The sequence below is a fragment of the Hymenobacter sp. 15J16-1T3B genome, from assembly GCF_020711235.1.
Lineage (GTDB): Bacteria > Bacteroidota > Bacteroidia > Cytophagales > Hymenobacteraceae > Solirubrum.
The window spans coordinates 204,702-228,388 of sequence record NZ_JAJFAV010000006.1; the positions used below are offsets into that span (position 1 = coordinate 204,702).

16 protein-coding genes are annotated in these 23,687 nt (G+C 63.5%); 15 read left to right on the plus strand and 1 reads right to left on the minus strand.

The genetic code is table 11. The annotated features are described in order from the left end of the window. Window positions 1-44 precede the first annotated feature (44 nt). The gene (locus LJ737_RS12395; protein WP_227766110.1) at window positions 45-1,709 is read left to right on the plus strand and encodes a glycoside hydrolase family 28 protein; all 1,665 of its coding nucleotides are present in this window, start codon (window positions 45-47) and stop codon (window positions 1,707-1,709) included. A 159-nt stretch (window positions 1,710-1,868) separates the two neighbouring features. After that, a complete protein-coding gene (locus LJ737_RS12400; RefSeq protein WP_410779950.1) occupies window positions 1,869-3,812 on the plus strand; it encodes a glycoside hydrolase family 88 protein in 1,944 nt (647 codons plus the stop codon). Window positions 3,813-4,068: 256 nt separating this feature from the next. Here LJ737_RS12400 and LJ737_RS12405 read toward each other — a convergent pair whose 3' ends face one another. Further along, a complete protein-coding gene (locus tag LJ737_RS12405) occupies window positions 4,069-5,091 on the minus strand; it encodes a LacI family DNA-binding transcriptional regulator (protein WP_227766114.1) in 1,023 nt (340 codons plus the stop codon). A 274-nt stretch (window positions 5,092-5,365) separates the two neighbouring features. Between LJ737_RS12405 and kduD the strand changes: the two genes are divergently transcribed. From kduD to LJ737_RS12470, 13 genes are all read left to right on the plus strand, one after another. Continuing rightward, entirely contained in the window at window positions 5,366-6,139 is a 774-nt protein-coding gene (kduD, locus tag LJ737_RS12410) for a 2-dehydro-3-deoxy-D-gluconate 5-dehydrogenase KduD (protein ID WP_227766116.1), read from the plus strand. Between the two features lie 69 nt (window positions 6,140-6,208). After that, window positions 6,209-7,027, plus strand: a complete 819-nt coding sequence (kduI, locus tag LJ737_RS12415; protein WP_227766118.1) for a 5-dehydro-4-deoxy-D-glucuronate isomerase — start codon at window positions 6,209-6,211, stop codon at window positions 7,025-7,027. Between the two features lie 40 nt (window positions 7,028-7,067). Then, entirely contained in the window at window positions 7,068-10,355 is a 3,288-nt protein-coding gene (locus LJ737_RS12420) for a SusC/RagA family TonB-linked outer membrane protein (protein ID WP_227766119.1), read from the plus strand. Window positions 10,356-10,383: 28 nt separating this feature from the next. Further along, window positions 10,384-12,264: a RagB/SusD family nutrient uptake outer membrane protein gene (locus tag LJ737_RS12425; RefSeq protein ID WP_227766121.1), complete on the plus strand. Its 1,881-nt coding sequence runs from the start codon at window positions 10,384-10,386 to the stop codon at window positions 12,262-12,264. Beyond that, window positions 12,264-12,614, plus strand: coding sequence for a cupin domain-containing protein (locus LJ737_RS12430; protein WP_227766123.1), 351 nt, complete (start codon window positions 12,264-12,266; stop codon window positions 12,612-12,614). The genes LJ737_RS12425 and LJ737_RS12430 overlap by 1 nt, the downstream gene beginning before the upstream one ends. Before the next feature lie 36 nt (window positions 12,615-12,650). Then, on the plus strand, window positions 12,651-14,702 hold the full coding sequence (gene pelA, locus LJ737_RS12435) for a pectate lyase (protein ID WP_227766125.1): 2,052 nt from the start codon (window positions 12,651-12,653) through the stop codon (window positions 14,700-14,702). Between the two features lie 11 nt (window positions 14,703-14,713). Next, the gene (locus tag LJ737_RS12440; protein ID WP_227766126.1) at window positions 14,714-16,237 is read left to right on the plus strand and encodes a tagaturonate reductase; all 1,524 of its coding nucleotides are present in this window, start codon (window positions 14,714-14,716) and stop codon (window positions 16,235-16,237) included. A 186-nt stretch (window positions 16,238-16,423) separates the two neighbouring features. Then, window positions 16,424-18,076, plus strand: a complete 1,653-nt coding sequence (locus LJ737_RS12445; RefSeq protein WP_227766129.1) for a UxaA family hydrolase — start codon at window positions 16,424-16,426, stop codon at window positions 18,074-18,076. A gap of 148 nt (window positions 18,077-18,224) precedes the next feature. Further along, the gene (gene uxaC / locus LJ737_RS12450; RefSeq protein WP_227766130.1) at window positions 18,225-19,664 is read left to right on the plus strand and encodes a glucuronate isomerase; all 1,440 of its coding nucleotides are present in this window, start codon (window positions 18,225-18,227) and stop codon (window positions 19,662-19,664) included. Window positions 19,665-19,820: 156 nt separating this feature from the next. After that, window positions 19,821-20,837, plus strand: a complete 1,017-nt coding sequence (locus LJ737_RS12455; RefSeq protein ID WP_227766133.1) for a sugar kinase — start codon at window positions 19,821-19,823, stop codon at window positions 20,835-20,837. A gap of 24 nt (window positions 20,838-20,861) precedes the next feature. Beyond that, window positions 20,862-21,539 (plus strand): beta/alpha barrel domain-containing protein, encoded by a 678-nt coding sequence (locus LJ737_RS12460; protein WP_227766134.1) that lies wholly within the window; start codon window positions 20,862-20,864, stop codon window positions 21,537-21,539. Window positions 21,540-21,542: 3 nt separating this feature from the next. After that, window positions 21,543-22,907, plus strand: a complete 1,365-nt coding sequence (locus LJ737_RS12465; RefSeq protein ID WP_227766136.1) for an MFS transporter — start codon at window positions 21,543-21,545, stop codon at window positions 22,905-22,907. 163 nt (window positions 22,908-23,070) lie between these two features. Next, window positions 23,071-23,568, plus strand: a complete 498-nt coding sequence (locus LJ737_RS12470) for a nuclear transport factor 2 family protein (protein WP_227766139.1) — start codon at window positions 23,071-23,073, stop codon at window positions 23,566-23,568. The last annotated feature ends 119 nt before the right edge of the window (window positions 23,569-23,687 follow it).

The following is a 23,687-nucleotide window of genomic DNA, read 5'->3' on the forward strand; positions in this document are numbered from 1 at the left end:
TCCGGCCGCGGGTCGGGCAGAGGTTTTTCCTTTTTCCCAGTTTGATGAAAGCATTGTTTTCCCTGCTTCCCCTGGCCCTGAGCGGCGCGCTGCTCACCGCCCCGGAGGCAACCGCGCAGACCCCCAACTTGCCCGCGGTCAAAACCACCTCCTTCCGCGCCGATACCATTTCCATCGCCAAGCACGGCGCCGTGGCCGATGGCCAGACGCTCAACACTGAAGCATTCCGCAAAGCCATTGACGCCTGCTCGCAGGCCGGCGGCGGCGTGGTGCTGGTGCCCCGCGGCATGTGGCTCACCGGCCCCATCGTGCTCAAAAACAACGTGAACCTGCACCTCGCCAAAGGCGCCTTGGTGCAGTTTTCGGCCAACCGCGCCGACTACCCGCTGATCAAAACCAACTGGGAAGGCCTCGACGCGGTGCGCAACCTCTCGCCGCTCTACGGCGCCGACCTCGAAAACATTGCCATTACCGGCCAGGGCGTGTTCGACGGCGCCGGCGACGCCTGGCGCCCGGTCAAGAAGAGCAAGCTCAACGAAACGCAGTGGGACAAGCTGGTTTCTTCGGGCGGCGCGCTCAACGCCAAGAAAGACACCTGGTACCCCTCGGAGCAATCCTTGAAGGCCTCCACCATGGACAAGCCCGGCGTGCTGACGGCCTCGAAAACCGACATCAAGGACTTCGAGGACGTGAAGGACTTTCTGCGGCCCAACATGCTCAGCCTGCAGCGCTGCAAGCGCGTGCTGCTCGAAGGCTTCACCATCCAGAACTCCCCGGCCTGGACCATTCACCCGCTGCTCTGCGACGACATCATTATCCGCGGCGTAACGGCTAAAAACCCCTGGTACGGCCAGAACACCGACGCGCTGGACCTGGAGTCGTGCCGCAACGGCATCGTGGAGGACTGCGTGTTCGACGTGGGCGACGACGGCATCTGCATCAAGTCGGGCCGCGACGAGCAAGGGCGCAAGCGCGGCATCCCGACCGAAAACTTCATCTTCCGCAACGACCGGGTGTACCACGCCCACGGCGGCTTCGTGATTGGCTCCGAAATGTCGGGCGGCGCGCGTAACCTCTACGTGCAGAACTGCACCTTTATGGGCACCGACGTGGGCCTGCGCTTCAAAACGGCCCGCGGCCGTGGCGGCATCGTCGAAAACATCTTCGTCGACGGCGTGGACATGACCGACATTGCCGGCCAGGCCATCCTGTTCGATATGTACTACGCTGCCAAGGACCCCGTGCCGCTGAAAGGCGAATCGACCGCGCCGCCCGAAATGAAGGCCGAGCCGGTAGGGGAGGGCACGCCGCAGTTCCGCAACTTCCAGATCAAGAACGTGACCTGCAAGGGCGCCGAAACCGCCATTCTGGTGCGCGGCCTGCCCGAAATGGCCATCAAAAACGTGAGCATCGAAAACGCGGTGCTGGAGTCGGACAAGGGCATGGTGTGCCAGGAGGCCGAGAACATCCGCCTCAAGAACGTGACCATCCTTTCCAAGGAAACCAAGCCGGTGCTGGAAATCCAGAATGCCCGCGACATCACGCTCGACGGCATCCGCTACGCCAACGGCGCCGACGTGCTGATGCGCGTGAGCGGCGACCGGACTAAGAACATCAAGGTGCAGAACACCAACACCAAATCGGCCAAGAAAGACGTGGAAATGGGCGCCAACGCCCCCAAGAAAGCCGTGTCGATCAGCAAAAGCTAATTCGGGCCGCTTGCCCCGCCTGTCATCCTGAGGCGCAGCCGAAGGACCTTACCACGTCGGATAGTAACCACCCGACGTCTGCCGCTGAACCGGCATAAGGTCCTTCGCTTTGCTCAGGATGACAGCCGTTTTTCAGATTCTAGCTTCCTCCACCACCGAATGAAAAACCGTTTTCGTCTTTTCCCGCTGCTGAGCCTGCTGGCCCTGAGTCCGGCCGCCGAAGCCCAGCAGACGCCCGCCGCCAAGCCCGCCGTGTCGCAGCGCATGGCCGACTCGTTTATGGGCTGGTTTCCGGATTCCATCGTCATCGGCAACCGCAAAACCGCCCGCTGGGACTACGAGCAGGGCCTGATGCTCAAGGCCCTGGAGCGCGTGTGGCAGCGCACCGGCGACCCGAAGTACTACAGCTACATCCAGAAGGACCTCGACCAGTTCATCAAGGACGACGGCACCATCCGGACCTACAAGCTGGAGGACTACAACCTCGACAACCTCACCACCGGCCACGCCGTGCTGATGATGAGCCAGATTTCGCTGGGCAGCGCCAATGCCCAGCAGAAGTACATCAAGGCCGCCCAGCTGCTGCGCAAGCAGCTCGACGGGCAGCCGCGCACCAAGGCCGGCGGCTTCTGGCACAAGAAGGTGTACCCGAACCAGATGTGGCTCGACGGCCTCTACATGGCCGAGCCCTTCTACGCCGAGTACAGCAAGGTTTTCAACCAGCCCCAGGGCTTCGACGACGTAGCCAAGCAGTTCGAGCTGATTGAAAAGAACCTGGTCGACCCGAAATCCGGCCTGCTCTACCACGGCTACGACGAGAGCCGGGAGCAGAAGTGGGCCAACAAAACCACCGGCCAGTCGCCTAACTTCTGGGACCGGGGCATGGGCTGGTACGCCATGGCCCTGGTGGACGTGCTCGACTACTTCCCGCAAAACCACCCGCAGCGCCAGCAGCTTATCAAGGACGTGCAGCGCCTCGCGCCGGTGCTGGTGAAGTATCAGGATGCCAAAACGGGCACTTGGTCCTTGGTGGTCGATCAGGCCACGCGCAAGGGCAACTACGCCGAGGCCTCGGGCAGCAGCATGTTCGTGTACTTCCTGCAGAAGGGCGTGCGCATGGGTTACCTCGACAAGAAGTACGCCGAGGCCGCCAAAAAGGGCTACGACGGCCTGCTGAAAACCTTCGTGGCCGAGGAAAACGGCGCGCTGGCCTTCAACGGCACCGTGAGCGTGGGCGGCCTGGGCGGCAACCCCTACCGCGACGGCAGCTACGAGTACTACCTCTCCGAGCCGCTGCGCAAAAACGACCTGAAAGGCGTCGGCCCGTTCATTCTGGCCAGCATCGAGATGGAAACGGCCGCCGACCAAAGCGTGGGCAAGGGCAAGACCGTGGGCCTCGACAACTACTTCAACCACGAGCTGCGCAAGAACCCCATCACCGGCCAGGAAGAAACCTGGCACTACACCTGGGACGACCGCACCCACGGTGGCTTCTACTTCTGGGGCACCCAGTGGCGCGACCTGGGCGCTACCACGAGCTACGTCACCACCGCACCCACCGCCGCTTCGCTGAAGAACGTGGGCGTGTACATCATCGTCGACCCGGACAGCAAAAAGGAAACGCCCAAGCCCAACTACGTGCAAGCGGCCGATGTGAAGGCTGTTACTGAGTGGGTGAAGGCTGGCGGCGTGCTGGTGCTCATGGCCAACGACACCTCGAACTGCGAAATTCCGCGCTTCAACAAGCTGGCCGAAGCCTTCGGCATGCACTTCGACGCGGTGAATCTGAACATGGTCAAAGGCACGCAGTTTGAGCAGGGCCTGGTGGAGATGCCGGCTGGCAACGCGGTGTTCAAAACGGCCCGCGCCGCCTACATCAAAGAGCTGGCTCCGCTCACCCTGAGCGGCCCGGCCAAGCCCTTGGTGGCGAAGGACAAGTACGTCATCATGGCCACCGCCAAGGTGGGCAAGGGCACGGTCTTCGCCGTTGGTGACCCGTGGCTGTACACCGAGTACGTCGACGGCCGCAAGATCCCGGCGCAGTTCCAGAATTTCGCCGCCGCCAAGGACCTCGCGACCTGGCTGCTGCAGCAGGCGAAATAGCCCTAAGCCCATTCAGCCCGTCATCCTGAGCGAAGCGAACCGAAGGTCGGCGTAGCCAAGGACCTTCCTCGCACCCCGCACCGCCGCAGCCAACAACGAGCAGACGCTAAGTCCTTATAACAATAAAGCACAGCCACTACCGATTCGGTTAGTGGCTGTGCTTTATCGTTCGTGCAGGGTTCGAGGAAGGTCCTTGGCTACGCCGACCTTCGGTTCGCCCTGCTCAGGATGACGGGCTGGTTACTTAGTCACTTCCTTATTCCTCCGCCCGGCGCGTCGACTCGCGCACGGAGAGGTGGGAGGGCACGATGATGGTGGACGGCGGGGCCGCTTTCTGCTTCCGCTCGATCAGCTCGATCAGGCGCTCGGCGGCAATCTGCCCGATTTCCTGGGCGGGCTGCACCACGGTGCTCAGCGAGGGGGAGAGCAGGTCGGCCACGTTCAGGTTGGTGAAGCCGATAAGCGACACGTCCTGCGGAATGGCAATTTTGCGCCGCTGCAAAGCCGCCAGCGCGCCTAGAGCCAGACGGTCGGAAGCGGTGAAAAAGGCGTCGGGCGGCGAGGCCTGCGCCAGCAGATCATCCACCATCTTGTCGGCCTCGTCGGGGCCGAACGTGCCGTAGCGCACCAGGTTTTCGTCGTATTCGAGGCCGTACTGCTCCAGGGCAGCGCGGTAGCCGGCGAGGCGCTCCTGGGTGATGGAAATCCACGGCGGAATGGTCAGGTGGGCAATGCGCTTGCGCCCGGCTTTGATCAGGTGCTCGGTAGCGGCGAAGGAGCCGGCGAAGTTGTCGGCCACCACCTTGGTCGTGTTCAGCTCGGTCGACACGCGGTCGAACTGCACGATGGGCATGTTGCGGTCGAGCAACTCGCGCAGGTGCTCCACGTCCGAGGTTTCGCTGCTGAGCGAGATGAGTAGGCCGTCGACCTTGCGCGAGAGGGCCTGCTGCACGTTGGCCACTTCCCGCTCATACGACTCGTGCGTCTGGAAAATGATGACGTGGTAGCCGCGGTTGTAGGCAATGGCCTCGATGCCGTTGATGGCCTGCGAGAAGAAGTAATTGGCAATCTGCGGCACGATGACGCCGATGGCGCGGGAGCTGCTGCCCTTCAGGCTCAGGGCAATGGGGTTGGGGCGGTAGTTAAGGCGCTCGGCGTACTCCAGCACCAGCCGCTTGGTCTCGGGATTAATCTCGTAGCTGCCGCGCAAGGCCCGCGACACCGTGGAGGTCGACAGGTTCAGGGCGCGGGCAATGTCTTTGATGGTGACGGTATCCAAGGGCGGGTGGGCTAGTGAAAGTGCAATTAATCGCGCCGCGTAGTTAAGGCTTTTTTTCGGCTCCGAAACAGGAGAGTGCAGCAGAGCGCGAAGGCCGAACTTGTGGCAAGGGAACAACTGCGCGAATTGGCAACGTTCCCGATAACGATTGCGCAAATAAAGTCAGAACCCGGTTTCGTTTTGTCTCAGAAGCTATGAAAATTAACAAACCACCTCCGGCGAAACGACTTTGCCGGCCGCTGATTGATCCTCGAAAAGTTATTAACGACTCCGCATGGCCCACGCTCCCGAATGGTTTGATCTGACCGGCAAAACGGCCCTGGTGACGGGCTGCAACAAGGGTATCGGGCAGGGCATGGCCCTGGGCCTGGCCGAAGCCGGCGCGGACATCATCGGCGTGTCGGCCACCATGCCGCTCAGCGGCGGCCAGACGCAGCAGCAGGTGGAGGCCCTGGGCCGCAAGTTCACCGCCTACCAGTGCGACTTCAGCCAGCGCGCCGCCGTCGACGCCTTCACGGCCCAGGTGATGGCCGATTTCCCGCGCATCGACATCCTCGTCAACAACGCCGGCACCATCAAGCGCGCCCCGGCCGCCGAGCACGCCGACGAGCTGTGGGACGAGGTGCTGCAGATCAACCTCGACGCCCCGTTCCGCCTGGCCCGCGCCATCGGCGGGCGCATGCTGGGGCAGGGCTCCGGCAAAATCATCTTCACGGCCTCGTTGCTCACCTTCCAAGGCGGCATCAACGTGCCGGGCTACGCAGCCAGCAAAGGCGCCATTGGTAGCGTGGTGAAGGCGCTGGCCAACGAATGGGCCGGCCGCGGCGTGAACGTAAACGCCATTGCCCCGGGTTATATCGCCACCGACAACACCGAGGCCCTGCGCAACGACCCGGACCGTTCCAGCAGCATCCTGGGCCGCATTCCCGCCGGCCGCTGGGGCACGCCCGCCGATTTCAAGGGCCCGACGGTGTTCCTGGCCTCCGCCGCCAGCGACTACGTGCACGGCACCATCCTCACCGTCGACGGCGGCTGGATGGGCCGCTAATCCTCTGTTCTGGCGCCGCCACCCCATCTTCGCGCCGGTTTTTAATCCCCACCACCCACTGCCTTTTTGATGGAACAACGCTTCGCCGTCAGCCCCCGCGAAACCGCCCAAATGAACACCGCCGAGCGGCGGGACCATTTTCTGATCGAGACCCTGTTTGTGCCCGGCGACATCACGCTGGTCTACACCCACTACGACCGCATGATTGTGGGCGGCGTGCAGCCCCAGGGCCAGCCGATCAGCCTGCCGAACCCGGGCGAGCTGAAGGCGAACTTCTTCCTGGAGCGCCGCGAGCTGGGCATCCTGAACATCGGCAGCGCGGGCCAGGTGACGGTGGACGGCACGGTGTACGAGCTCGGCAACCAGGACTGCCTCTATGTAGGCCGCGGCTCGAAAGACGTGCAGTTCAGCGGCGAAGGCGCTAAGTACTACGTGTTGTCGGCGCCGGCGCACAAGGAGTACCCGACCACCCGCCGCACCCAGGCCGAGGCCACGCCGGTGGAAATGGGCACGCTGGAAACGGCCAATCAGCGCACCATCTACAAGTACATCTACAACGAGGGCATTGCCAGCTGCCAGCTGGTAATGGGCCTGACGCAGCTGAAAGCCGGCTCAGTGTGGAATACCATGCCCTCGCACACGCACACGCGGCGCATGGAGGCCTACCTCTACTTCAACCTGCCCGAGAACCAGCGCGTGCTGCACCTGATGGGCGAGCCGAGCGAGACGCGCCCGCTGTGGGTGTCGAACGAGCAGGCCATCCTCTCGCCGCCCTGGTCCATCCACACCGGCTGCGGCACGGCCGCCTACGCCTTTATCTGGGGCATGGCCGGCGAAAACCTCGAATACACGGACATGGACGCGGTCGGCATCTACGACCTGCGCTAGTCCTTCCTCATCAGCTTTCGATTCCCACATCGTTCTTTCCATGAAAAAACATCTATTCCTGGCCGGCTCGCTGCTTAGCATGGCAGTGGTGGCCAACGCCCAGCAGGCGCGCCGCATCAGCGGCGTGGTGCGCTCGGCCAAGGGCGAGGAGCTGCCCGGCGTGACCGTGGTGGTGAAAGGCACCACCAACGGTGCTACCACCGACCCCGAGGGGAAATTCAGCCTGAACGTGACCGGCGACAACCCGACGCTGCGCTTCAGCTACATCGGCTTCGAGCCGCAGGACGTGGAAGTGGGTTCGCGCCCGGACCTGACCGTGACCCTGAAGGAAGACGCGAAGGTGCTCAACGACGTGGTGGTTATCGGCTACCAGGAAATCGAGCGCAAGGACGTAACCGGCGCCGTGTCGTCGGTGAATGCCAAGCAGATCAAAGACATTCCCGTCAACTCCGCCGCCGAAGCCCTGACCGGGCGCCTGGCCGGCGTGCAGCTGACCTCGGCCGAAGGCACGCCCGGCAACCTGAACGTGCAAGTGCGCGTGCGCGGCGGCGGCTCCATCACCCAGGACAACTCGCCGCTGTACGTGGTCGACGGCATCCAGATTGAAAACGCCCTTTCGGTTATTGCCCCGCAGGACATTCAGTCGGTGGACGTGCTGAAGGACGCCTCGGCCACGGCCATCTACGGCGCCCGCGGTGCCAACGGCGTTATCATCATCACCACCAAGAAGGGCCTGGAAGGCAAGACGGTGGTGAGCTACAACGGCTTTGCGGGCTTCCGCAAAATCTCCAAAACGCTCGACGTCCTCAGCCCCGACGATTACCTGAACTACCAGTTCGAGCGCACCAGCGTGATTGGCAACGCCTCGGGCGGCCTGGGCACGTTCAAGACCCTGTTCGGCTCGCGCAACTTCAACAGCGACACCCTGCAGCGCGTGCGCAACTCGCCGTTCATCGACTGGCAGGACGAAGTGTTCGGCCGCTCGGCCTTCCAGCAGACGCACAACGTGTCGGTGGCCGGCGGGGTGAAGGGCACGACCTACTCGCTGAGCCTGACGCGCAACACCGAGGACGGCATTCAGCGCGGCTCCGACTACGTGCGCAACCTGGTGAACTTCCGCTTCGACACGAAGGCCACGGAGAAGTTCCGCTTCGGGATGAACATGCGCTTCAACAACCAGGAAACCAACGGCGCCGGTACCTCGTCGTCGGGCTCGAACACCACTTCGCGCCTGCGCAACGCGGTGCAGTTCCAGCCCATGGCCATTCCCCGCGCCGACGGCTCGGTGGTGGACATTTCCAACTTCGACCCGGAATTCTTCGAACTCTCCTCGCTGGCTAACCCCATCGTGGTTATCGACAACGAGAAGCGCCAGGACAAGCGCCGCACCATCAACATCGGCGCCAACGCCTCGCTGAACCTGTTCAAGGGCTTGGTATTCCGTTCCACGGCCGGCTTCGACATCACCAACTTCGACCTGAGCACCTTCAACGGCCGCTACTCGCCGGTGCTGCGCGGCTCGTCGGGGGGCTACGCGGGCCTGCCCACGGCGTCCATCACCGCCACCACCCAGACCACGCTCAACAACTCGAACGTGCTGGACTACAGCTGGAAGAAGGACAAGCACGCGCTGGGCATCCTGCTCGGCCAGGAAGTGTACACGCAGCTCAACCGCCAGCAGTACATCCAGACCAACTTCCTGCCCCAGGATATCAACTCGGAGCAGGCCTGGGCCAACATCAACCAGGGCGTGATTCCGGCCGGCCAGACGGCCCAGCCCGTGCTGCCCTCGACCAGCATTCCGCAGAACTACCGCCTGCTCTCGGGCTTCGGGCGCGTGACCTACTCCTACGACGACAAGTACCTCTTCACCGGTACCTTCCGCGCCGACGGCTCCTCGAAGTTTGCGCGCCAGAACTGGTGGGGCTATTTCCCGGGGGCTTCGGCCGCGTGGCGTATTTCCAAGGAAGACTTCTTCCAGAACATTGCGGTGGTTAACGACCTGAAGCTGCGCGTGAGCTACGGCGTGGCCGGCAACAACCGTATTGCCGACAATCAGTTCTACCAGCTCTATCAGGCCGGTGTGGCCCCGTACTCGCTGGGCGGCGTTATCGTCAACGGCTCGGCCGCTACTCGCTTGGCCAACCCCGACCTGAAGTGGGAAACCACGACCACCCGCGACGTGGGCTTCGACCTGGCCCTGCTCCAGAACCGGGTGCAGCTGACGGCTGATATCTACTACAACACCACCTCTGACCTGCTGCTCGACAAGCCGGTGCCGGCCTTCATCGGCTACACCACCCAGCAGCAGAACGTGGGCAAAACCGCCAACCGCGGCCTGGAAGTGCAGCTGACCGGCACCATCGTGCAGAGCGGCAACTTCACCTGGACGGCCACGGCCAACGCCTCCATGAACCGCGGCAAAATCGTGAGCCTGGGCGGCGACCAGCAGGAAATCCTGGGCATCACCTCGGGCTGGGCCGGCTCCCAGGCCTCGTTGATTCCGGACTACAAAGCCGTGGTGGGCCAGCCGGTGGGCCAGATGTACGGCTACGTGACCGACGGCTGGCTGACGGCCGATGACTTCACGGGCTACACCCCGGGCGCCGGCGGCAGCCTGGGCACCTGGACGCCCCGCCGCAACGACGCCGGCCAGGTGGCCCTGGTCAACAACCTCGGCCTGATCGGCGAGTCGCAGTTCCGCCCGGGCTTGGTGAAGTTCAAGGACCTGAACGGGGACGGCAAAATCGATGACGCCGACAAAACCGTCATCGGCAACGCCAACCCCAAAGTGGTGGGCGGTTTGAACCAGCAGTTCACCTACAAGGGCTTCGACGCCAGCGTGTTCCTGAACTTCGTGTACGGGAACGACATCTACAACGCCAACAAAATCGAGTTTACCTCGAACACGGCCAACACCCAGTTCAGCAACGTGCTCGGCATCATGGCCGACCGCTACCGCTCGATCGAGGCCGACGGCACGCCCATCACCTCGCTGGAGCGCCTGGCCGAAGTCAACCAGAACGCCAAGATCTGGACGCCCACCCGCGGCTTCGTGCTGCACTCCTGGGCCATCGAAGACGGTTCTTTCCTGCGCGTGAACAACGTGACGGTGGGCTACACCCTGCCCAAGACGCTGACCCAGCGCGCCAAGGTGCAGTCGTTGCGCTTCTACGTGACGCTCAACAACCTCTACACCTTCACCAAGTACTCGGGCTACGACCCGGAGGCCAACACCCGCCGCTCCTCGCCGCTGACGCCGGGTGTCGACTACGCCGCCTACCCGCGCAGCCGCGCCTTCCTGTTCGGCGTGAACCTGTCCCTGTAATTCCCACTCGTTTCTCCCGCTCCTGATTATGAACTCGTTCCGCTTCTTTCGCGCGGCTCTGCTGGCTACCTCCGTGGTGGCCTCGGCCGGCGCGCTGACGGCCTGCAAAGATTTCCTCAGCGTGGATCCGCTGGGCCTGAATACCACGGAATATACCTTCAGCACGGTCGACGGGGCTACGGCCGCCGTCATCGGGGCCTACGACCCGCTCTCGGGCGACAACGGCTACGGCACGCGCGTGAGCATGTATTACCCCTACGACTCCGACGAGATGATTGGCTCGCCGGGGGCCGACGACGGGGGGCGCCGCGGCATTGCCCGCTACACGGCCAAAGCCACCAACTCGGAAATCAACAATCCCTGGAACCAGCTGTACCAGGGCGTGGAGCGCGCCAACATCTGCATCCAGCAGATTCCCGAATCGAACCTGTACACCAATGGCACGGCCGCCGAGGTGGCCGCCATGAAACGCCTGCACGGCGAGGCGCTGACGCTGCGCGCCCAGTACCTGTTCGAGCTGGTGCGCAACTGGGGCGACATCCCGGTGCAGTTTACGCCCTCGGTGGCGGGCCAGGACTTCAGCCTACCCAACTCCGACCGCTACGCCACGCTGACCCGCCTCGTCGACGACCTGAACACGGCGGCCCAGCTGGTGCCTTGGCGTTCGGAAGTGGGCACGGCCAATGAGCGCATCACCAAAGGCGGGGTGAAAGCCCTGCGCGCCCGCATTGCCATGTTCCGCGCCGGCTACAGCGAAAACCCGCGCACCGGCGCGTTTGAGCGCCCCAGCGACTACCAGAACTACTACACCATTGCCCGTCAGGAGTGCGCCGACCTGATGGCCCGCCGCACCGAGCACGACCTGAACCCGAGCTTCCTGGAGGTGTTCAAGGCCATGAACGAGAAGCGCACCGACGCCAAAAACGAAATCATGTTCCAGGTGGGCATGTCGACGGCAACGGGGGCTTCGGGCAGCAAGCTGGGCTACTACAACGGCCCGCGCCTGCGCAACGCCAACGGCACCTACGGCTCGACCCAGGGCGCCGTGAACGTGGCGCCGCCCTACTTCTACGCCTTCGACTCGACCGACACGCGCCGCGACGTGACGATTACGACCTACGAAATCGGGGCCAGCAGCAACTTCCAGTCGGGCGTGGCCCTGACGTCCATCACCGACGGCAAGTGGCGCCGCGACTGGCACATTCCGCCTGTCACCGGGGCAGTCAACTACCTCGACTACAACTGGCCCATCATCCGCTTCGCCGACGTGCTGCTGATGTTTGCCGAGGCCGACAACGAGCTGACCGGCTCGCCCTCGCAAGCTGCCAAGGACGCCCTGCTGGAAGTGCGCCGCCGCGGCTTCGGTGGCAACGCCGCCCGCGCCGCCGCCGGCCTGGACCTGAACAGCAAAACCGGCTTCTTTAACGCCATCGTGAACGAGCGGTACCTGGAGTTTGGCGGCGAAGGCATCCGCAAGTACGACCTACTGCGCTGGAACCTCTTCGCTACCAAGATTGCCGAGGTGAAGGCCAACATCGAGAAGATGGCCAAAAACGAGGCGCCGTACCAGAACATCCCGCAGTACCTGTACTACCGCACCCCGTCGGCTAGTCCGCTGCAGTGGGCCAACTCGTTCTACCGGCCTTCGCCCGCTACTGCTCCTGCCGGTACCACTCGCGTAAACTGGCGCCAGGCCCTCACCGCCGACTACATCGCCAACACGCGCCCGGCCAACACCACCTACTCGCTGACGCTGCCTGGGCCCACCGGTCCGGTGACGACCACGGCTACCAGCATTGCTAGCGGCCTGGCGGCCGAATACCTGCCCGGCAAGGGCAAGGAACTGCTGCCGATTCCGCAGGCCACGCTGGCCGCCGACCCGGCCCTGCAGCAAAACTTCGGCTACTAATGCCGACGGCTGACACCCCTTCCGCGCAGTTCTGCGCCGGCCACGGGCTCCCCTGGGAGTCCGTGGCCGAGGGCGTGCGGCGGCAGGTGCTGGCCTACGGGCCGGCGCTGATGCTGGTGAAAGTGGCCTTCGAGGCCGGCGCCGTGGGCGCCGAGCACCAGCACCCGCACGCGCAAACCAGCTACGTGGAAAGCGGCGCGTTCGAATACACTATTGCCGGCGACACCCGCGTGCTGCGGGCAGGTGACAGCTGCTTTGTGCCGGGCAACACCCTGCACGGCACCACTTGCCTGGAAAGCGGCGTGCTGCTGGATTCCTTTACTCCCCTGCGGGAGGATTTTTTGCAATAACCCGCCGCGGTGCGGGAGAATAAGAAGATGCGCGAGATGATGCGACGTTGGCTACACAAACTGGTACTCGGAGCGGGCCTTGCCCTGGTGAGTGGCGCGGCTGCGGCCCAGCAACTCACCGTGGCCGCCGATGGCTCAGGCCAGTTTAAAACGGTGCAGGAGGCCATCAACAGCCTGCCCGCCCACGCCGACAAACCGCGCGTCATCAACATCAAAAAAGGCATTTACCGCGAGCAAATCTTCATCGACGGCAAAGACCACCTGACCCTACGTGGTGCCGGCGAGGCGCTGACCTGGATTCAGGTATCCTTGGCCCGGGACGCGGCCCGCTGCGCCGGCAACACCGACGACTGGGGCGTGGCCACCATCAACGTGCGCAACGCCCCCGACCTGACGCTGGAAAACCTGTCGGTGGTCAACAGCTACGGCCTCGACTCGCCCGGTGAACAGACGATTCCCTGCCCCGCCGACCCGACGGGCGCGAAGAAAATCAGCGGCACCACCCACCAGATGGCCCTGCGCACCTTCGCCGGCTCGTCGCGGATGAAGTTTGTGCACTGCACCTTCCGCGCCTACGGCGGCGACACGGTGAGCCCCTGGGACGGCGAAGGCGGGCAGTTCTACTTCAAGGACTGCACCATGGAAGGCGGCGTCGACTTTTACTGCCCGCGCGGCTGGGCCTACGCCGAAAACTGCCGCTTTATCTGTCACAGCACCTCGGCCGCCATCTGGCACGACGGCACCGGCAGCAAGGCCTCGAAAACCGTGCTCAAGAACTGCACTTTCGAGGGCGACAAAGGCTACAAGCTCGGCCGCTACCACCGCGAGTCGCAGTTTTACCTTATCGGCTGCAAGTTCGACGAGAACATGGCCGACGTTGACATCTACCACGCCCCCTCCGGGCCCGGCACCCCGCTGTGGGGCCGCCGCGTGTACTACGCCGACTGCCACCGCAAGGGCGGCGACTACGCCTGGCACTCCGACAACCTCGTAACGGCCGAAGGGGCGCCCTCCGAAAAGCAAATCAACGCGGCCTGGACCTTCGGCGGCGCCTGGGACCCGGTTTCGGGCAAAGTAGGGGCGCCGGTGGCTACGGCCGAGGTTAGCAGAGATTCGGTGGCCGAGCGCATGCTGGTGTACCAGCGCGCCATCGGCGGCTGGCCCAAGGCGGTAGGGGAGAAGAAGGTGGATTATCAGCACCCGCTAACCCCGGCCGAGCGCGTGCAAACGCGCAAGGACGGAACCGTGCGCAAGGACGCCACCATCGACAACAACGCCACCACGCGTGAAATCACCTACCTGCTCGGGGCTTACAAGAAGACCAACAACCTGGCCTACCGGCAGGCGGCCGAGCGCGGCATCCGCTACCTGCTGCTGATGCAGCAGAAAAGCGGCGGCTTCCCGCAGTACTACCCCGACAGCTCCTCGTACCGTGCCCAGATTACCTACAACGACAACGCCATGATCAAGGCGCTGTGGGTGCTCAAGAACGTGGCCGATAAAAAGGGCGACTACGCCCTGGTCGACTTCAGCTTGGTGCCGGCGGCCCAGCAGGCGGTGGAACGCGGCGTGCAGTGCCTGCTGAAGACGCAGTACGTGCAGAACGGCACGCTCACCGCCTGGTGCGCCCAGCACGACCGCCGCACCCTGCTGCCCTGCAAGGCCCGGGCTTTTGAGCTGGCTTCCTTGAGTGGCATGGAAACGGTGGGCATTGTGGAATTTCTGATGGCCCAGCCCGAGCAGACGCCCGAAATCAAGCGCAGCGTCGACGCGGCGGTGGCTTGGCTCGGCAAGGTCAAAATCGAGGGTTTTACCGTGAAAGATGTGGACGACCCAGCCCAGCCGACAGGTAAGGACAGGAGAGTATTGCCCGAGGCCGGCTCTACTTTGTGGGCACGTTTTTACGACCTGGAAACCAACCAACCAATCTACGTCGGCCGCGACGGGGTGAAGCACGCCCAGCTGGCCGACATCGAACACGAACGCCGCGTGGGCTACGCCTACCTCGGCACCTGGCCGGCCAAGTTGCTGACCAAAGAATACCCCCAGTGGCAACACCAGGGTGCGAACGGAAAGAGCGGATTATAAGAATACCACCCATGAGCTACTTGTCTCGCAACATCGCGCTGGCCCACGGCGCCCATTCGGCCGTCAGCCTGCCGGAGGCCGCCCAGCTGGCCCTGCCCGAAAAGGTCCTGCAATTCGGTACCGGCGTGCTGCTGCGCGGCCTGCCCGACTACCTCATCGACAAAGCCAACCGCCAAGGCATCTTCAACGGCCGCATCGTGGTGGTGAAGTCGACCGACGGCGGCGACATCAACGCCTTTGCCCGCCAGGACGGCCTCTACACGCTCTGCATCCGCGGCATCGAGGACGGCCAGCAGGTGGAGGAAAACGTGGTCAGCTCGGCCATCAGCCGCGTGCTGTCGGCCAAAAGCCAGTGGGCCGAAGTGCTGCGCTGCGCCCAGTCGCCCGACCTGCAGGTAGTCATCAGCAACACCACGGAAGTGGGCATTCAGCTGGTCGCCGACGACGTGCGCCAGTCGCCGCCCGTGTCGTTTCCCGGCAAGCTGCTGGCCGTGCTCTACGTGCGCTGGAAAGCCTTTAAAGGCGACAAATCGAAAGGCCTGGTCATCGTGCCCACCGAGCTGGTGCCCGACAACGGCCGCAAGCTGGAAGCCATTCTGCTGGAGCTGGCCCACCGCAACGAGCTGGAAGCCGAGTTCATCGACTGGCTGGAAGCCGCCAACACCTGCTGCAACTCCCTGGTCGACCGCATCGTGCCGGGCCGCCCCGACGTGGGCGCCTACAACGCTTTGACCGAGGAGCTGGGCTACGACGACGACCTGCTGACCATGTCGGAGGTGTACCGCCTCTGGGCCATCGAAGGCGACGCGAAAGTGCGCCAGGTGCTGTCGTTTGAGCAGGCCGACAAGGGCGTTATCATTCAGCCCGACATCAACCAGTTTCGCGAGCTGAAGCTGCGCATGCTCAACGGCACGCACACCCTGAGCTGCGGCCTGGCGTTCCTGAGCGGCTTCGAGACGGTGCGCGGCGCGATGGAAGACGACGTGCTGGGCCAGTTCATCAGCCGCCTGATGGTGGACGATTTGCGCCCCGGCATCCCGTACAAAATCGACGAAACCGTGGCCCGCGACTTCGCCCGCCAGGTGCTGGACCGGTTCCGCAACCCCTTCATCGAGCACCGCTGGCTGGCCATCACGCTGAACTACACGGCCAAGATGCAGATGCGCAACGTGGCCACCCTGGTACACTACGCCGAGCAGCAGAAGCAGGCGCCGCAGCACGCGGCGCTGGGCTTTGCCGCCTATCTGCTCTTCATGCGTGCCACCGAGCAAAAGGACCACACCTGGTACGGCGAGCTGAACGGCGAGCAGTACCCCATCCAGGACGAAAAAGCCGGCTACTTCGCCGACCTCTGGCAGCGCCTGCAGCCCGCCGAATTGGTGAGCGTGGTGCTGCACAACCAAGCCCTCTGGAACCACGACCTGACCGCCCTGCCGGGCTTCGCCAGCGCCGTGACCGGCTACCTGCAGCAGATGCTGGAAGAAGGCGTATACGCCACCGTTGCCAAGCACCTGCGGAGCGAAGTGCCTGCCTAGTTTGTTGTAAGAGGTAAAGTCATGTGGAGCGCAGCCGACTCGCGCGCTTCGTTGAACCGATAATCCAGAACGTCATGCTGAGCTTGTCGAAGCATCTCTACCGCTTTACCAGATAGAAATTACTATCCTGGTAAACACGCGAGATGCCTCGAATTCGCTCGGAATGACGGCCTAGAGCAACCCAAGATGAAACACCTAGTAGCCCGAATCCACCCCCACGACAACGTACTCGTCGCCCTGCAGGACCTGCCGGCCGGCACCACCATTCCGTGGGAGGACGGCGCCATCAAGACCGTCGCCGCCATTCCGGCCAAGCACAAGCTGGCCATGCAGGACTTTCAGGTCGGCGACTCCGTGACCATGTACGGCGTGCTCGTGGGCAAAATCCGCGAAGCCATTCCGCAGGGCGGCCTGCTCACCACCTCGAACATCAAGCACGCCACCAACTCCTACGGGGAGCACGGCGCCCACCGCGCTTCGTGGCCGGTGCCGAACGTGGAGCAGTGGCAGAACCGCACCTTCATGGGCTTCCACCGCTCCAACGGGCAGGTGGGCACGGCCAACTACTGGCTGGTAATTCCGCTGGTGTTCTGCGAAAACCGCAACATCCAAGTACTGGAAGAAGCCCTGGTGAATGACCTCGGCTACGCCCGCAAGAAAAGCTACCAGCCGCAGACGCAGGAGCTGATTCAGCTGATGCAGGCCGGCAAGTCGGTGGAAGAAATCCTGCAGGCTGATCTGCAGACGGCCCTCGAAGCCCACCAGAAGCCCAAGCTGTTCCCCAACGTGGACGGTGTGCGCTTCCTGACCCACGAAGGCGGCTGCGGAGGCATTCGGCAGGATGCGCAGACGCTCTGCGGCCTGCTGGCGGGCTACATCACCCACCCGAACGTGGCCGGCGCTACGGTGCTGAGCCTGGGCTGCCAGAACGCGCAGGTGTCGATGCTGCAGGACGAAATCCGCAAGCGCGACGCCAACTTCGACAAGCCGCTCTACATCCTGGAGCAGCAGAAAATCGGCACGGAGGAAAGCTTGGTGAGCACCGCCCTGCGCCAGACTTTCGCCGGCCTGATGCAAGCCAACGCCCAGCAGCGCCAGCCCGCGCCGCTGAGCAAGCTGTGCATCGGCCTGGAATGCGGCGGCTCGGACGGCTTCTCGGGCATCTCGGCCAACCCCGCCGTGGGCCACGTGTCCGACATGCTGGTGGCCCTGGGCGGCTCGGTTATCCTGGCCGAATTCCCGGAGCTGAATGGCGTGGAGCAGGAGCTCGTGGACCGCAGCGTGGACAAAGAAACCGCCGAGCGGTTCAGCTCGCTGATGAAGGCCTATAGCGACTCCGCCGTGGCCGTCGGCTCGGGCTTCGACATGAACCCCTCGCCGGGCAACATCCGCGACGGTCTGCTGACCGACGCCATGAAGTCGGCCGGCGCCGCGCGTAAGGGCGGTTCCTCGCCGGTGGTGGCCGTGCTCGACTACCCCGAGCCCGTAACTAAGCCCGGCCTGAACCTGCTCTGCACCCCCGGCAACGACGTGGAATCGACCACGGCTGAGGTGGGCTCGGGCGCCAACGTGGTGCTCTTCACCACCGGCCTGGGCACTCCCACCGGCAACCCCATTGCCCCCGTGGTGAAGATTGCCACCAACACCCCGCTGGCCAAGCGCATGCCCGACATCATCGACATCAACACCGGCACCGTCATCGACGGCGAGGAAACCATCGAGCAGGCCGGGGAGCGGATTCTGGACTACGTCATCCGCGTGGCCAGCGGCGAGGAAGTAGCCGCCGTGCGCCACGGGCAGACCGACTTCATTCCCTGGAAACGCGGCGTTTCGCTGTAAGAAGCGTGGGGCCGCTCCGGAACCGTTTGCGTGAATAAACACGGCGCCGGAGCGGCTTGCTTCATCGGATGCTTACCCGGGTTAAATACTTTTACCGACCCACCCAGCCGGCGCTTGCAGGAGCCGACGGCTTTGCTCAGAATACCCTATGAAACCCTTCCTGAACGACGATTTTCTGCTGCAGACCGCCACGGCGCGCACGCTCTACCACGAGCATGCCCGGCAGATGCCCATCATCGACTACCACAACCACCTGTTGCCCGACCAGATTGCCGAAGACAAGCAGTTCGACAACCTGACGCAGATCTGGCTCTACGGCGACCATTACAAGTGGCGCGCCATGCGCACCAACGGCATCGATGAGCGCTACATCACCGGCGACGCGTCGGACTGGGAGAAGTTTGAAAAGTGGGCTGAGACGGTGCCGCAGACCCTGCGCAACCCGCTCTACCACTGGACGCACCTGGAGCTGCAGCGCTACTTCGGCGTGACGGAGCTGCTCAACAAGGAGTCGGCCCGCCGCATCTACGACCACTGCTCGGCCTTGCTGCGCACGCCGGAGTACTCGGTGCGCAACCTGCTCAAGAAGATGAACGTGCAGACGCTCTGCACCACCGACGACCCCTCGGACTCTCTGGAGCACCACCGTGCCATTGCCGCCGACCCCTTCGGCGTGCAGGTGCTGCCCACCTTCCGCCCCGACAAAGCCATGTCGCCGGAAGATGCCGCCGCTTACAACGCCTACCTGGATAAGCTGGGCGCTTCGGCCGCCGTGGAAATCCTGAACTACCAGGACCTGCAAACGGCCCTGCGCGTGCGCCACGACTACTTTGCCGCCCTGGGCTGCCGCCTCTCCGACCACGGCCTGGAGCAGATCTACGCCGCTGATTACACCGACGCCGACATCACCCGCATCTTCGCCAAAGTGCGCGGCGGCGAGACCTTGGAGCGCGCGGAAGTGCTGCAGTTCAAGTCGGCCATGCTGGTGTTCTTGGCGGAGCTGGACTGGGAGAAAGGCTGGACCCAGCAGTTTCACCTCGGTGCCCTGCGCAACAACAACGCCCGCATGCTGCGCCAGCTCGGCCCCGACACCGGCTGGGACTCCATCGGCGACTTCCAGCAGGCCCCGGCCCTGGCCAAGTTCCTCGACCGCCTCGACACCCAGGACAAGCTGGCCAAGACCATCCTCTACAACCTGAACCCCTCCGACAACGAGCTGTTCGCCACCATGATTGGCAACTTCCAAGACGGGTCGGTGGCCGGCAAGATGCAGTTCGGCTCGGGCTGGTGGTTCCTGGATCAGAAGGACGGCATGGAGCGGCAGATCAACGCGCTGTCGAACATGGGTCTGCTGAGCCGCTTCGTGGGCATGCTCACCGACTCGCGCTCCTTCCTCTCGTACCCGCGCCACGAGTACTTCCGCCGCATCCTCTGCAACATGCTCGGCAACGACGTGGAAAATGGCGAGCTGCCAGCCGACATGGAGCTGCTGGGCCAGATGGTCGAGAACATCTGCTACGGCAACGCCAACGAATACTTCGGCTTCTCGAAAGTGGCCGAAACCTCCTCGGTAGCGGCCGAGGCTTAGTAGAAAGCCAGCTCCGGCAACGTTTGCGACAACGTTGCCGGAGTTTTTATGGGGCGCAAACGATTGTTCGCCCTCGTTTCCTGCCGACCTTGTCGGTAGTCCCTTTTACCCTCAACCCTGCGCGCCGCTTGCAATAGCGGCGTTTCGTCCCCCGGCATGAAGCAAATCGTCACGTTCGGCGAAATCATGATGCGGCTCTCGCCGCCGCTGAACTACCGCTTGGAACAAGCCTCGGAGCTGGAAGTAACCTACGGCGGCGGCGACGCCAACGTGGCCGCTTCCCTGGCCTGCCTCGGCCTGCCCGCCGCCCACGTCACCTGCTTCCCCGACCACCAGCTCGGCCGCGCCGCCACCCAGCAGTTCCGCGCCCTAGGCGTGGACATGCGCCACGTGGTGTACACGCCCAACACCCGCCTGGGCCTGTACTTCCTCGAAGTAGGTTCGGCGCTGCGGGCTAGCACCATCGTCTACGACCGGTTTGAGTCGGCCTTTGCCAAGCTCGACCCGGCCGCTTTCGACTGGGAAGAAATCCTGAAAGACGCCCAGTGGTTTCACTGGACGGGCATCACCGCCGCCGTGTCGGCCTCGGCCGCCCAGGCCTGCCGCGACGCTATTGCCGTAGCCCGCCGCCTCGGCATCACCGTGTCGGCCGACGTGAACTACCGCCGCAACCTGTGGCAGTACGGGCAGCGCGCCCAGGACGTGATGCCCGGCCTCACCGAAGGCTGCGACGTGGTGGTGTGCTCAGAAGGCGACGCGGAAGATTTGTTCGGCATTCAGGCCGACGCCGACTGCGAAAACAGCTTCGAGTGCATGGCCCAGAAGCTCATGCAGCGCTTCCCGCAGATCAAGCAGGTCATGGCCACCCGCCGGCAGACGCAAAGCGCCTCGCACGAGCGGATTCAGGGCATGCTGGTCGATGCCGAGCAGGGCTACCTGGAAACGCAGTTTTACGACATCACGCCCGTCGTGGACCGCATCGGCGGCGGCGACGCGTTTATTGCCGGCTTCGTGTACGGCAAGCTCAAACTCGACTCGGCGCAGCAGGCGCTGAACTTTGCCACGGCCGCCTCGGCGCTGAAGCACACCATCCACGGCGACGTGAACCTGGCAACCGTGGCCGAAGTGGAGCACATCATGGCCGGCAACGTGACCGGCCGCCTGCTCCGATAACTCACCTCAACCCCACCCAACCGTATGCCCTTCGATACCGATAACGCTCCGCAAATAGCTTCCAAAGAAGTGCTCAGCCGCGTGCTGCAGGCGCCGGTGGTGCCGGTGTTCTACCACGCCGACGTGCAGCACGCGCAGAACATCATTTCGGCCTGCTACGCCGGCGGCATCCGCGTGTTCGAATTCACCAACCGCGGCGACAACGCCTTCGAGGTGTTCAGCAAGCTGCGCACTTACGTGCGCGACAACTGCCCCGACATGCTGCTGGGCATCGGCACCATTTACAACGCCAAGGACGCAGAGGCCTTCATCCTGGCCGGCGCCGACTTCGTGGTGCAGCCCATCACCACTGCCGACGTGGCCGCCATCTGCCGCCACTACGACATTGCCTGGGTGCCCGGCGTGATGACCCTGAACGAAATCTTCCACGCCACCCGCCTGGGCGCTGGCATGGTGAAAATATTCCCCGCCGGCGTGCTCGGCCCCGACTACATCAAGGCGGTGCACGGCCCCATGCCCAAGGTGAAAATCATGGTGACGGGCGGCGTGGAGCCGACCACCGAAAGCCTGGGCGCCTGGTTTGGCGCCGGCGTAAGCGCCGTGGGCATGGGCTCGCAGCTCTTCAAGGACAGCAGCGACTTGGAAGCCCTTGGCCAGCGCATCGCCGAGCTGATGGCATTCGTGGACACCGTAAAGAAGTAGCGCATGCCAACAGCCACCCCGGCGGCCACGGCCGCCACTACTCCGGTTCAGCCGCTGGGCCCTATCGGCAAATACCGCTGGACCATCTGCGGCCTGGTGTTCTTCGCCACCACGGTCAACTACCTCGACCGCGCCGTTATTTCCCTGCTGAAGCCCTACCTGGAGAAGGTCTTCAACTGGAACGCCGGCGACTACGCCGACATCGAAATTGCCTTTAAGCTGGCTTACTCGCTGGGCATGCTGGGCGTGGGCCGCGTCATCGACAAGCTGGGCACCAAGATGGGCTACGCATTGTCGACCTTCCTGTGGAGCCTGGCAGCCATCGGCCACGCCTTCGTTACGAGCACCATGGGCTTTAGCGTAGCCCGCGCCTTTCTGGGCGTGACGGAGGCCGGTAACTTCCCGGCGGCCATCAAAACCACCGCTGAGTGGTTTCCGCAGAAGGAGCGGGCCCTGGCCACCGGCATTTTCAATTCCGGCTCGAACGTGGGCGCCATCATTGCCCCGCTCACGGTGCCGCTGATTGCCGAAACCATCGGCTGGCAGTGGGCTTTCATCATCACCGGCGCCCTGGGCTTCGTGTGGCTGGTTTTGTGGTTTGTGCTCTACGAAGTACCGGCCAAGCACGCCAAGCTCTCCAAAGCTGAATTTGAGTACATCCACAGCGACGTGGACGACCTCGCGGCGGCTTCCATCACCACCGAGCCCAAGGTGTCGTGGTTTAAGCTGCTGACCTTCCGCCAGACCTGGGCCTTCGTGCTCGGCAAATTCCTGACGGACCCGATCTGGTGGTTTTACCTGTTCTGGTTGCCCGACTTCCTCAACAAACAGTACGGCCTGAAAGGCACCGAAGTGGCTTTGCCGGTGGCGCTGGTGTACGTGATGTCGAGCGTGGGCAGCGTGGGCGGCGGCTGGATTCCGATGAACTTCATCAAGAACGGCTGGGCGCCCTTCAAGGCCCGCAAGACTTCGATGTTGCTCATTGCCCTGTGCGTGTTCCCGATTGTCATTGCCCAGCAGGCGGGCAGCGTGAACATGTGGCTGGCGGTTATCGTCATTGGCATTGCCGCGGCGGCCCACCAGGCCTGGAGCGCCAACATCTTTACCACCGTGTCGGACATGTTCCCGAAGCGGGCCGTGGCCTCGGTGACGGGCATCGGCGGCATGGCCGGCGGCCTGGGCGGCATTCTGCTCTCGGCCCTGGTGCAGAAGCGCATGTTCGTGTACTACGAAAGCATCGGGCAGCTCGACAAGGCCTATTTCATCATGTTCTGGATCTGCGGCGGCGCTTACCTGCTGGCTTGGATTCTGATGCACTTCCTGGTGCCGCGCATGAAGCCCATCCAGCTCGACGGGCCGGCGGCCTAGCGTTATTAAAAGAACGTCATGCTGCGCTTGTCAGAGCATCTCTACCGCTTCGTTGTGTTGTTCGGTAGAGGTGCTTCGACTTCGCTCAGCATGACAATACCCGCGGATGTTAGCGCGCGAGATGTCTCGACAAGCTCGACATGACGCCCTTATGGTTCTTCCCATGAAACGAATCCTCTCTTTTTCCATCGCCACCTTGCTCATCTTGGGACTCGCGGCCTTCACCACCATTCACGGCAAAGACGGCAAGCCCAACGCCAAGGACGCGGCGGCTGCCAAGGAAGTCGAAGCCCTGGAGCGGCAGCGCTTCGAGGCGCAGGTGAAGAAAGACTACGCCTTCCTGGAGAAGGTCTTCGCCGACGACCTGGTGTACACCCACTCCAACGGCAAGCAGAACGGCAAGCCCGACTACATTCAGTCGATTCGCGACGGCAAGAGCGTGTACGACAAGATTGACGTGGAGGCCCTGAACGTGCGCGCCTACAACGACGGCAAGGCTGCCGTGGTCAACGGCACCATCACCATCTACCAGCCCAACAAGCCCGACGGCACGCCCAACATTGCCCACCTCAAGTACGTGGTGGTGCAGATCAAGGACAGCAAGAAAGGCTGGCAAGTGGTGCTGTGGCAGAGCCAGAAGCAGCCGGAGCCGAAGAGCTAATCAACCGACGAATACCCATGCCGCGGCCCCTCCACCGGCCGCGACCCGCAACACTGGGGTGGCCGGGCCGGCGCTATTTTGGCTGTGCAAGCTACCGACCCGGGCCATTCCCGGTCGTT